Genomic DNA, 12098 nt, shown 5'->3' with positions numbered 1-12098 from the left:
TGGATGCCGCCCTTTTTTGTGCAAGAGCATATGCAAAGTAGCAGCAACCTATTTCCTGTCGCCCTGATCAGCGCCGAGCGGCGCGGCGATCTGAGCGAAGACGTCTATCGTTTGAAACCCGGCAACAGCCCCGACGGCACCGTTGAGCTGGCTGTGACACGCCTGGGCCTGGCCGATGAGCCGGCGGTGCGTGGCGTGCCGGTGATTCTGCTGCATGGCAGTTTTTCCAATCGGCGGTTCTGGTTTTCTCCCAAAGGTTTGGGCCTGGGCGCTTACCTGACGCGTCTGGGATTCGATGTGTGGATTCCGGAAATGCGTGGTCACGGCCTGTCTCAGCGCAACCAGAACTATCGCCAGAACAGCGTCGCCGACTATGCGCGTTACGATTTGCCGGCCATTGGCGCGTTCGTGCGCGAGCAAAGCGGCCAGATCCCGCACTGGATCGGCCATTCGCTGGGCGGCATTACCCTCGCCGCGGCGTTGGGCGGCCAGTACCTGGGCGAGCCCGCCGTGGCTTCCGCGGCGTTTTTCGGCACGCAAGTCAGCCGTACTTACTGGCCGTTGAAGTTTCCACCGGTGGAGTGGAGCGGGCGCTTCATTCTCAAGCGTTTTGCCCAACTGTCGGGCTCTCGGCTCAAGCGCGGCCCGGAGGACGAGCCGATAGGCCTGGCCCTGGAAAGCATGCGTTGGTACGGGCTGTTCGGCCGCTTCGGCGATGCCGACAAAGACTGGTGGGCGGGTTTGGCCGAGGTGCAATTGCCGGTGCTGGCCGTGAGTGCCGCGGGCGATCATCAGGACCCGACCTGGGCCTGCCATAAGCTGTTCGATCAAGTCGGCTCCGAGCACAAGCAGTTCATCACCCTTGGCCGCGAGCAAGGCTTTGGCGATAATTTCGGTCACGTGGAAATGCTGGTCAGCAAGGCTGCGCAGGCTGAAGTCTGGCCGTTGGTGGCTCGCTGGCTGGCGGATCAACAGACGCCTTTACTGGGTGAAAAGCCGGATTTGGCCACAGCGATTTGAGCCTGATGCTCTAACAAGGGCATTTCTCTCTGGTCGGCTTGCGGCTAATATGTGACGCATTGAGTGGTTCTGGTCACTTTGAGTGATTGATGCGGTCGCTGTGTTCGTGCGTATGGAGCGATTTGCAACCGTCCAGCCTTGGCCCGAGTATGCTGCATACTCGATTGTCTTCCTTGTTACAGGAGTTTCTCGATGAACCATTACCTCACGCCTGACCTGTGCGACGCCTATCCGGAGCTGGTGCAGGTGCTGGAACCGATGTTCAGCAATTTCGGCGGCCGTGATTCTTTCGGCGGCGAAATCGTGACCATCAAATGTTTCGAAGACAACTCGCGGGTCAAGGAGCAAGTCGAGCTCAAGGGCAACGGCAAGGTGCTGGTGGTCGACGGTGGCGGTTCCCTGCGCCGCGCGCTGTTGGGCGACATGCTGGCCGAGAAAGCCGCGAACAACGGTTGGGAAGGGCTGGTGATCTACGGTTGCATCCGCGACGTCGACGTCATCGCGCAAACTGATCTGGGGGTTCAGGCCCTGGCCAGTCACCCGATGAAAACCGACAGGCGCGGTGTTGGCGATCTCAACGTTGCCGTGACCTTCGCGGGCGTGACCTTTCACCCGGGCCACTACGTTTATGCGGACAACAACGGCGTGATCATCTCGCCAAGCCCGCTGAAAATGCCTGAATAAGCGCTGCCGGCTTTTTGTTTCAAGAATAGGGGTGAGGATGTTCGAGGAAGAAAACGCGCAGTGGGGGCTGGTGCATGCCCTGGTGCTGGACGGTAAAGGCGGTGCGCGTTCGATAGCCCGGACTGAACTCGATGACTTGCAGCTGCAGGCCCACGAAAGCCTGTGGCTGCACTGGGATCGCAGTCACCCGCAAACCCAGACCTGGCTGCGCAAATCCAGCGGGCTGAGTGAATTTAGTTGCGATTTGTTGCTGGAAGAGAACACCCGACCGCGTCTTTTGCCGCTGCCGGACTCTGAACTGCTGCTGTTTCTGCGCGGGGTCAACCTGAATCCGGGCGCGGAGCCGGAAGACATGGTCTCGGTGCGGATCTTCGGTTCGGCTCAACGGGTGATTTCCCTGCGTTTGCGGCCGTTGCGTGCCACCGAAGAGTTGTTGGTGCAACTGGCCGACTGCAAAGGGCCGAGAAGCGCTTCCGAGCTGATCCTGTATATGGCGCAATACCTTACCCATAAAGTGCAGGATCTGGTCGGCGACCTCTCGGAAGTTGTCGATGAGGAAGAAGAAAAGCTGGATGCCGACGAACGGTATACACCTGAGCATGGGGCTGTTTTGCAGATCCGCCGCAGGGCCGCTGGGCTGAAGCGTTTTCTGGCGCCGCAGCGGGATATTTTCGGTCAGCTGACGCGGATAAAACTGCCGTGGTTCTGCGAAGACGATGGCGATTACTGGAACGAATTGAACAACAGCCTGACCCGTTACCTCGAGGAACTGGAATTGACCCGGGAGCGCGTGGGGCTGGTCCTGGAGGCTGAAGACCGGCGTTTGAGCGTGCGCATGAACCGCACGATGTATCGCTTCGGGATCATCACCGGAATCTTTTTGCCGATGAGTTTTCTGACCGGTCTTTTGGGCATCAACGTCGGCGGTATTCCGTTCTCTGCCAACCCCTACGGCTTCCTGATCGCCTGCCTGTTGATGGTCTTGGTGGCGCTGGGGCAGTGGTGGTTATTCCGACGTTTACGCTGGGTCTGACGATGAGCCATGTGACCCGACCAAATCTAACCGCGTCTTTGACAGACATCACGAGAGGTGCGTATGCACGATCCGTTTGAACAGTCTTTGCGTGACATGCTCAAAGCATCGCCGTCCAGCCGTGACGACGATGCCTGTCTGGGGCGTGTACTGAAAACCGCCAACCGCCAGGTCGGTGCCGGCGATCTGTTCAGCCTTCTGGGCCGTTGGCTGCCCGCGCTGATGATCGCCCTGAATAACGGATCGGCCCATGTAGCGCCGGTTTCTCGTCTGCGTAAACCTACCGCCCGCACTGCTGATAAGGCTGATTGAATATGGAACTTGATCTCTGGACTCAGAGCCTCGTCACTGCAATGACTGCGTTGTGGACCAAAGTTGCGAACTTCATTCCGAACCTGTTTGGCGCACTGGTTGTGCTGCTGCTGGGTTTTGTCGTGGCCAAGCTGCTGGACACGCTGCTCTCAAAATTGCTCGCCAAATTGGGCCTTGATCGCCTGATGGGTGGCACCGGACTGACCAAATTGCTGTCCCGCGCCGGCCTCCAGGTGCCTATTTCGACGCTGATCGGCAAAATTGTCTACTGGTTCGTCCTGCTGATTTTTCTCGTTTCTGCCGCAGAATCCCTTGGACTTGAACGAGTTTCGGCTACGCTGGACATGCTGGCGCTGTATGTTCCGAAAGTATTCGGCGCGGCGCTGGTGCTGCTGGTGGGTGTCTTGCTGGCGCAACTGGCCAATGGGCTGGTACGTGGCGCGGCAGAAGGTGTAGGGCTGGATTACGCCGCGGGCCTGGGGCGGATTGCCCAGGGCCTGGTGATCATCATCAGTATTTCGGTTGCGATCAGCCAGTTGGAGGTCAAGACAGACCTGCTCAACCACGTGATTGTGATCGTCTTGATTACCGTTGGTCTGGCGGTTGCGCTGGCCATGGGGTTGGGAAGCCGGGAAATTGCCGGTCAGATTCTTGCGGGAATCTATGTGCGAGAGTTGTATCAGGTTGGGCAACAAGTGCGTGTTGGCGAGGTCGAAGGGCAGATCGAAGAGATCGGCACGGTGAAAACCACGGTGCTGACCGACGAGGGTGAGCTAGTCTCTCTCTCGAATCGGATTCTCCTGGAGCAGCATGTGAGTAGCCGCTAACCCGGCAAATCCTGCTAATGTATGCCGCCGCAAAATGCCCTGAGGGGTTGCGGCGGACATTGACCTGACTGTCGGCCCGACTTGTTTTGAATAAAGCTCAATCGCTCTCCACGCGCTACGACCCCCGCGAGCTCTCTGATGAGGAGTTGGTCGCGCGCTCGCATACCGAGCTGTTTCACGTAACGCGCGCCTATGAAGAACTGATGCGGCGTTACCAGCGAACATTATTTAACGTTTGTGCACGGTACCTGGGGAACGATCGTGATGCAGACGATGTCTGTCAGGAAGTGATGTTGAAGGTGCTGTACGGCCTGAAGAACTTCGAGGGCAAATCGAAGTTCAAGACGTGGCTCTACAGCATCACGTACAACGAGTGCATCACGCAGTATCGGAAGGAACGGCGTAAGCGTCGCTTGATGGACGCTTTGAGTCTGGACCCCCTCGAGGAAGCGTCTGAAGAAAAGGCGCCGAAACCCGAGGAGAAGGGCGGACTTGATCGCTGGCTGGTGTATGTGAACCCGATTGATCGTGAAATTCTGGTGCTACGTTTTGTCGCAGAGCTGGAGTTTCAGGAGATCGCAGACATCATGCACATGGGCTTGAGTGCAACAAAAATGCGGTACAAACGCGCTCTAGACAAATTGCGTGAGAAATTTGCAGGCATTGCCGAAACTTAGTTTGGCGCAAATATCTCTTACGTGTAGGCAAGTTCTGATAGACTTGCCGCCGAGTTGTCCCCCGGTTTGCGGGACTGCTTCACAATCACCAGATGGGGATTTAACGGATGAAACTGAAAAACACCTTGGGCTTGGCCATTGGTTCTCTTATTGCCGCTACTTCGTTCGGCGCGCTGGCACAAGGCCAAGGCGCAGTTGAAATCGAAGGCTTCGCCAAGAAAGAACAGTACGACAGCGATCGTAACTTCAAGAACAACGGCAACCTGTTCGGCGGCTCGGTTGGTTACTTCCTGACCGACGACGTAGAACTGCGTCTGGCCTACGACGAAGTACACAACGTACGTGCAGATGATGGTCGCAACGTAAAGGGCGCTGATACCGCTCTGGACGCTCTGTACCACTTCAACAACCCAGGCGACATGATCCGTCCATACGTTTCTGCCGGTTTCTCGGACCAGAGCATTGGCCAGAACGGTTCGGGTCGTAACCGCTCCACTTTCGCCAACGTTGGCGGCGGTGCCAAGCTGTACTTCACTGAAAACTTCTACGCCCGTGCTGGCGTTGAAGCTCAGTACAACATCGACCAGGGCGACACCGAGTGGGCTCCTAGCGTCGGTATCGGTGTGAACTTCGGTGGCGGCTCCAAGCCTGCTGCTGCTCCAGTTCCAGCACCGGCTGAAGTTTGCTCCGACAGCGACAACGATGGCGTTTGCGACAACGTTGACAAGTGCCCAGACACCCCAGCCAACGTAACTGTTGACGCTGATGGCTGCCCAGCAGTTGCTGAAGTTGTTCGTGTTGAGCTGGACGTGAAATTCGACTTCAACAAGTCGGTAGTCAAGCCTAACAGCTACGGCGACATCAAAAACCTGGCTGACTTCATGAAGCAGTACCCATCCACCACTACTGTTGTTGAAGGTCACACTGACTCCGTCGGTCCTGACGCTTACAACCAGAAACTGTCCGAGCGTCGTGCAAACGCCGTTAAGCAAGTTCTGACCAACCAGTACGGTGTTTCGCCGTCCCGCGTTCAGTCTGTTGGCTACGGCGAATCCCGCCCAGTTGCTGACAACGCCACTGAAGCTGGTCGCGCTGTAAACCGTCGCGTAGAAGCGAAGGTTGAAGCTCAAGCTAAGTAATTAGCTCGCAGCTCAAGAAAAGCCCGGCTTAGGCCGGGCTTTTCTTTGTCTGCGATTTGGTGAAGAGGGAGTAATAGGTAGGGTTCAGGCTGATTGATCGGCCACCATCGCGGGCAAGTCGCGCTCCCACAGAGATGAAGTTGCACAGGCTGCCACGGCACCGATCACCAGGATCGCCGGGCTCTTCAACTGAAAGCTGAGGGCATCCTCTTCCATTGCTGTCAGGTCGCTCCGGCATTCCCGTTGGTGCGGCAGCGAAGCGTTTTCGATCATCGCCACGGGAGTATCGGCGGCCATTCCACCGGCCAGCAGTTGCTCACGAATCTCGCTCAGTTTTGCGACACCCATATAGACCACCAACGTGGTGCCGCCTTGAGCCAGGGCCTGCCAGTTCAGGCTACTGTCATCCTGAGTGTGCGCCGTGACCAGTGTCACGCCACGGGCGACACCCCGCAGTGTCAGTGGAATATCACATTGGGTCGCGCCGGCAAGGCCAGCGGTGATGCCATTGACCAATTCAACCTCGACCCCTCGTTCACGTAACCACTGCGCCTCTTCACCGCCGCGTCCGAAGATGCACGGATCGCCACCCTTGAGCCGCACCACGCATTTGCCGTGGCGGGTATAACGCAGCATCAGGCGATGAATGAAGGCTTGAGGCGTGGAGCGACAGCCGCCGCGCTTGCCCACGGGAATAATTCGCGCATTCGGGCAATGCTCCAGTACCGCAGGATTGACCAGATCGTCGATCAACACCACGTCCGCTTCGCGCAACGCACGAACCGCCTTGAGGGTCAGCAATTCCGGATCGCCGGGACCCGCACCCACCAGCCAGACTTTTGCGCTCATAGTGTTTTCCTCACGAGGTGACGGCGACTGGCTGCGCAGTGGCGGCCAGTAAACGCTTGATTTCCGGGACGCAGGAGCCGCATTGCGTGCCGCAGCCCAATTCTTGTTTCAAACCTTGCAAGTCCAGGCCACGGCTGATTCCGGCACAGATTGCGTTCTGGCTGACGTTCATGCAGTTGCACAGGGTTTTGCTGCCGGATGCAGGGGCGCCAGCGTTGCCTGGTGGCGCACTCAACGGTGCCAGCAGCCAACGGCGCAGTTGTTCGTCGGCGCGACCTTCGAGCCACAGGCTTTGCAGCCAATGTTGGGCGAGTGTTTCACCGGCCAGGCGAATCGCGGTGATCCGGCCGTTCTCGATACGCACCCGTTTACCGATCGAGCGCCGGGGGTCGTCGTAGGCCAATACCGGGCCGTCGTTGAGCCCCAGGCATTGATCGATATCACGCAACAACTGCGGCTCTGGCGCGGTGGCGCTGGCGGCGCGTATCAGCAGCGCGGGACGCTCACGGCCGGCCAAGCTGAGGCTGGCGTAGGAAAACGCCTCGCAGAGTGGTCGCAACGTCTCCAGGTGCTGTTGAACATCACCTTCGATCAGGGCGAAAAGCTGCCAGGGCAAATGCACAGGCTCGAGCCGCACACCGCTGTGTTTGAGTTCCGGTTGCTTCGACAACGGATCGAAGGCGGGAAGGGTGAGGGTATTCACACCGCCCTTGAGAAAGCGGTCGCCCCAATGCATCGGCAGGAAAGCCTGGCCCGGACGTACGCTGTCGTCGCTGCTGACCGGCAGGATCACCGCGCCCCGGCGACTTTTCAGATTGATCAGGTCGCCAGGTTGCAGGCGATGCCGACGCAGTTCATCCGGGTGTAGGCTCAACACGGCTTCGCTGACATGGCCGAACAGTTGCGCGGCGGTGCCGGTGCGGCTCATGCCGTGCCATTGATCGCGCAGGCGACCGGTGATCAAGGTCAGCGGGAAACGCGCATCGCGTTGTTCCTTGGCGGCGCGATAGGGGTCGGTCACGAACTGCGCACGCCCGCTGGCGGTCGGGAATACCCCGTCAAGGTACAACCGCGCGGTGCCTTCGCGGGCTCCGGCGGGGAAGGGCCATTGCTGCGGTCCGAGCTGGTCGATCAACTCATGACTGATCCCGGACAGGTCGAGGTCGCGGCCGCGAGTCAGTTGTTTGTATTCGTCGAAGACCTGTGCCGGGGTTTCAAAGGCAAACAGGCTGGAGGCTCCGGGACGCAGGTGTTTTTCCAGACGCTGTGCGAAATCCACGGTGATCGCCCAATCGGGCCGTGCTTCACCGGGGGCGCCGATGGCTCGGCGGACGTGGGAAATGCGTCGCTCGGAGTTGGTAACCGTGCCGTCCTTTTCACCCCAACTGGCGGCGGGCAGCAACAGGTCGGCGAATGCGGCGGTTTCGGTGGTGTGGAAGGCTTCCTGCAACACCACGAACGGGCAGGCTTGCAGTGCCTCGCGCACAGAGGTCTGGTCCGGCAGCGACTGGGCAGGGTTGGTGCAGGCGATCCACAGGGCTTTGATCTTGCCGCTGCGCATCTGCTCGAACAGTTCGATGGCCGTGAGCCCGGTGTTTTCGGGCAGTTGATCGACGCCCCAGTAGGCGGCCACTTGCGCCCGGTGTTCGGCATTGGCCGCTTCGCGATGGCCTGGCAGCAGGTTTGACAAACTGCCGGTTTCCCGGCCGCCCATGGCATTGGGCTGACCGGTCAGCGAGAAAGGTCCTGCGCCGGGCCGACCGATTTGCCCGGTAGCCAAGTGCAGGTTGATCAGCGCGCTGTTCTTCGCGCTGCCGGCGGTGGACTGATTCAGCCCCATGCACCACAGCGACAGAAAGCTCGGTGACGTGCCGACCCATTCCGCGCATTGGTGCAGTTGCTCGACGCTGATGCCACAGAGTTGCGAGACCATTGCCGGGGTGTAGTCGCGTACCAGGTTTTTCAGCTCGGCCAAGCCTTCGGTGTGGGCCTTGATGAAGTCGCGGTCGATCCAGTCTTCCCACAGCAGCAAGTGTAAAATCCCATGGAACAACGCGACATCGGTACCGGGCAGAATCGCCAGGTGCAGGTCAGCCAGATCGCAGGTGTCAGTGCGCCGTGGGTCGATGACGATGACTTTCATCTGCGGACGATGGGATTTGGCTTCTTCCAGGCGACGAAACAGGACCGGGTGGGCGTAGGCCATGTTGCTGCCGACGATCATCACGCAGTCGCTCAGTTCCAGGTCTTCGTAGTTGCAGGGCGGAGCATCGGCGCCGAGGCTGCGCTTGTAGCCGACCACCGCTGAAGACATGCACAGCCGTGAATTGCTGTCGATGTTGTTGGTGCCCACCAGCGCCCGCGCCAGTTTGTTGAAGGCGTAGTAATCCTCGGTCAGCAATTGCCCGGAGATATAGAACGCGACGCTGTCCGGGCCGTGTTCGGCGATGGTCTTGGCGAAGACACTGGCGGCGTGATCGAGTGCGCTGTCCCAATCTGTGCGGCTGCGAGCCAGTCCTTTGCCCAGGCGCAGTTGCGGGTACAAGGCCCGCGCCGTCAGGTCGCCGGTCAGATGCAAGGTCGAACCTTTACTGCACAATTTGCCGAAGTTGGCCGGGTGCGCCGGATCGCCGCTGACGCCGAGAATGCGCTCGCCGTCGTGCTCGATCAGCACGCCGCAGCCGACCCCGCAGTAGCAGCAGGTGGAGGCGGTGATTTGGCGGTCCATCAGCTTGCTTCCCGCAGAGCCAGCAGCACCCGGCCATTTTCGACCCGTGCCGAATGATGGTGGGCACAGCCGATATCGGGAGCCTGGGCCTCGCCGGTTTCCAGGTCGATCTGCCAGTTGTGCAGCGGGCAGGCGACCCGTTTGCCGTAGATCAACCCCTGGGACAGCGGCCCGCCCTTGTGCGGGCAGCGGTCGTCGAGGGCGAAAACCTCATCGTCGCTCGTACGAAAAATCGCAATGTCGCCTTTCGGGCCGGCGACGATCCGCGAGCCAAGGGTGTTGATCTCTTCCAGTGCGCAGATATCCAGCCAGTTCATACCGACACCTCCAGGTTCTTCACGGGAATGACTTCGAATTCTTTTTTCAGCAGTGGTTGCTCGAGGCGTTCTTTCCACGGGTCCTGTTCGAACGACAGGGAGAATTGCAGGCGTTCGTTGAGTGCCTTGCGCCGTACCGGGTCTTCCAGCACGGCTTTCTTGATGTGTTCCATGCCGACCCGTTGCAGGTAATGCACGGTGCGCTCGAGGTAGAAGGCTTCTTCACGGTACAGCTGCAGGAAAGCGCCGTTGTATTCGCGCACCTCTTCAGCGGTTTTCAACTTGACGAAGAATTCAGCGACTTCGGTCTTGATCCCGCCGTTGCCACCGATGTACATCTCCCAGCCGGAATCCACGCCGATAATTCCGACGTCCTTGATCCCCGCTTCCGAGCAGTTGCGTGGGCAACCGGAGACAGCCAGTTTTACTTTGTGTGGTGACCACATGTTGAACAGGTCATGTTCGAGCTCGATGCCCAGTTGCGTGGAATTCTGGGTGCCGAAGCGGCAGAACTCACTGCCGACACAGGTTTTCACGGTGCGGATGGATTTGCCATAGGCGTGGCCGGACGGCATGTCCAGGTCTTTCCAGACGCCCGGCAAGTCTTGCTTTTTGATCCCCAGCAAGTCGATGCGTTGGCCGCCGGTGACCTTGACCATCGGCACGTTGTACTTGTCGGCCACGTCGGCGATGCGCCGCAGTTCTGAAGGATTGGTCACACCGCCCCACATCCGCGGGACGACAGAGTAAGTGCCGTCTTTCTGAATGTTGGCGTGGGCGCGTTCGTTGATCAGGCGCGATTGCGGATCGTCCTTGGCTTCGCCGGGCCAGGTGGAAATCAGGTAGTAGTTGAGCGCCGGGCGGCAGGTGGCGCAGCCGTTCGGCGTGCGCCAGTTCAGGTAGCTCATGGTGCCGGCGATGGTCAGCAGATGCTGGTCGCGGATGGCCTGGCGGATTTGCCCGTGGTTGAGGTCGCTGCACCCGCAGATGGCTTTTTCGCTTTTCGGTTTGACGTCTGCCGCACCGCCCACGGTGTTGATCAGGATCTGTTCGACGAGGCCGGCACAAGAGCCGCAGGAGCTGGCGGCCTTGGTGTGTTTCTTCACGTCGTCGACGCTGAACAGCCCGTGTTCCTGAATGGCTTTGACGATGGTGCCTTTGCACACGCCGTTACAGCCGCAGACTTCGGCAGTGTCGGCCATGCTCATGGCTTTGTCCTGGCCTTGGTGTCCTACGTCGCCCAAGGCGTTTTCGCCGAACATCAAATGATCGCGGATCTCGCCGATGGCATGGTTCTCACGGATCTGCCGGAAATACCAGCCGCCGTCTGCCGTATCGCCGTACAGACAGGCGCCGACCAGCACGTCATCCTTGATCACCAGTTTTTTGTACACCCCGCCAATCGGGTCGGAGAGGGTGATGGTCTCGGTGCCTTCGCCGCCCATGAAGTCGCCGGCGGAGAACAGGTCGATGCCGGTGACTTTCAATTTGGTCGACGTCACCGAGCCCTTGTAAGTGGCGAAGCCCAGTTGGGCGAGGTGGTTGGCGCACACCTTGGCTTGTTCGAACAGCGGTGCGACCAGGCCGTAGGCGGTGCCGCGGTGGCTGGCGCATTCACCGATGGCGTACACCCGAGGGTCGTAGGTTTGCATTGTGTCGTTGACCAGAATCCCGCGGCTGCAAGGGATGCCGGCTTTTTCCGCCAGTTTGGTGTTGGGGCGAATGCCGGCGGCCATCACCACCAGATCGGCGGGGATGATGTCGCCGTTCTTGAACTGCACTGAGCCGACCCGGCCATTGCCGGCGTCGTGCAGGGCCTGGGTCTGTTCGCACAGGCGGAAATGCAGGCCACGGGCTTCCAGGGCGGTTTGCAGGAGTTGGCCGCTGGTTTTGTCCAGTTGGCGCTCCAGCAGCCATTCGCCGATGTGCACCACGGTGACGTGCATGCCCCGCAGCATCAGGCCGTTGGCGGCTTCAAGGCCCAGCAGGCCGCCACCGATGACCACGGCGTGCTTGTGGGTCTTGGCGGTGTCGATCATCACTTGGGTGTCGGCAATGTCGCGGTAGCCGATCACGCCCTGCAAGGTATTGCCGGGGATTGGCAGGATGAACGGGGTCGAGCCGGTGGCAATCAGCAGGCGGTCGTATTCAGCCTCAGTGCCGTCTTCGGCGATGACCCGGCGTTTGACCCGGTCGATCTCCACCACTTTGCGGTTGAGCAGCAGCTTGATGTTGTTTTCCAGGTACCAGTCCAGATCGTTGAGCACGATCTCTTCGAACGTCTGTTCGCCAGCCAGTACGGGGGACAGCAGGATGCGGTTGTAGTTGGTATGCGGTTCGGCGCCGAAGACCGTGATGTCGTACAGCTCATTACTCAGCTTGAGCAGTTCTTCCAGGGTACGAACCCCGGCCATGCCGTTGCCGATCATCACCAGTTTTAGTTTTTTCATCAGGTTCTCCGGGGAGCTCGGGCCTGCCTCATCAGGGCATTCAGACCTTGCTCGACAAAATT

At 59.5% G+C, this 12098-nt stretch carries 11 protein-coding genes; 7 read left to right on the top strand and 4 right to left on the bottom strand.

Translation table 11 applies throughout. The features are described from left to right. The first annotated feature begins 30 nt into the window (after positions 1–30). From AC07VO_RS11035 to AC07VO_RS11005, 7 genes are all read left to right on the top strand, one after another. Entirely contained in the window at positions 31–1020 is a 990-nt protein-coding gene (locus AC07VO_RS11035; RefSeq protein WP_018925258.1) for an alpha/beta fold hydrolase, read from the top strand. A gap of 192 nt (positions 1021–1212) precedes the next feature. Continuing rightward, complete coding sequence (gene rraA / locus AC07VO_RS11030; RefSeq protein WP_018925259.1) at positions 1213–1704, top strand: ribonuclease E activity regulator RraA; 492 nt, start codon at positions 1213–1215, stop codon at positions 1702–1704. Between the two features lie 37 nt (positions 1705–1741). Continuing rightward, entirely contained in the window at positions 1742–2737 is a 996-nt protein-coding gene (locus AC07VO_RS11025) for a zinc transporter ZntB (RefSeq protein WP_086945771.1), read from the top strand. A 63-nt stretch (positions 2738–2800) separates the two neighbouring features. Continuing rightward, positions 2801–3049 (top strand): hypothetical protein, encoded by a 249-nt coding sequence (locus tag AC07VO_RS11020; protein WP_007940635.1) that lies wholly within the window; start codon positions 2801–2803, stop codon positions 3047–3049. 2 nt (positions 3050–3051) lie between these two features. After that, positions 3052–3876, top strand: coding sequence for a mechanosensitive ion channel family protein (locus AC07VO_RS11015; protein WP_007940637.1), 825 nt, complete (start codon positions 3052–3054; stop codon positions 3874–3876). An 86-nt stretch (positions 3877–3962) separates the two neighbouring features. Further along, entirely contained in the window at positions 3963–4553 is a 591-nt protein-coding gene (sigX, locus tag AC07VO_RS11010; protein WP_017337463.1) for an RNA polymerase sigma factor SigX, read from the top strand. Positions 4554–4660: 107 nt separating this feature from the next. After that, complete coding sequence (locus AC07VO_RS11005) at positions 4661–5692, top strand: OmpA family protein (protein WP_018925262.1); 1032 nt, start codon at positions 4661–4663, stop codon at positions 5690–5692. Between the two features lie 84 nt (positions 5693–5776). On the opposite strand, the gene cobA is transcribed toward AC07VO_RS11005, so the two are convergent. The 4 genes from cobA to nirB are packed head-to-tail and all read right to left on the bottom strand — an operon-like array spanning position 5777 to position 12036. Next, the gene (gene cobA, locus AC07VO_RS11000) at positions 5777–6541 is read right to left on the bottom strand and encodes a uroporphyrinogen-III C-methyltransferase (protein WP_086945139.1); all 765 of its coding nucleotides are present in this window, start codon (positions 6539–6541) and stop codon (positions 5777–5779) included. 10 nt (positions 6542–6551) lie between these two features. After that, entirely contained in the window at positions 6552–9269 is a 2718-nt protein-coding gene (locus tag AC07VO_RS10995; protein WP_086945138.1) for a nitrate reductase, read from the bottom strand. After that, complete coding sequence (nirD, locus tag AC07VO_RS10990; RefSeq protein ID WP_018925265.1) at positions 9269–9586, bottom strand: nitrite reductase small subunit NirD; 318 nt, start codon at positions 9584–9586, stop codon at positions 9269–9271. Before nirD ends, AC07VO_RS10995 begins: the two co-directional genes overlap by 1 nt. Continuing rightward, positions 9583–12036: a nitrite reductase large subunit NirB gene (gene nirB / locus AC07VO_RS10985; RefSeq protein WP_086945137.1), complete on the bottom strand. Its 2454-nt coding sequence runs from the start codon at positions 12034–12036 to the stop codon at positions 9583–9585. Before nirB ends, nirD begins: the two co-directional genes overlap by 4 nt. Positions 12037–12098 lie beyond the last annotated feature (62 nt).

The organism is Pseudomonas sp. GW821-FHT03E01 (assembly GCF_059420765.1).
The sequence above is the reverse complement of the archived record's forward strand: the minus strand, read 5'-3'. Positions and strand labels throughout refer to the sequence as shown.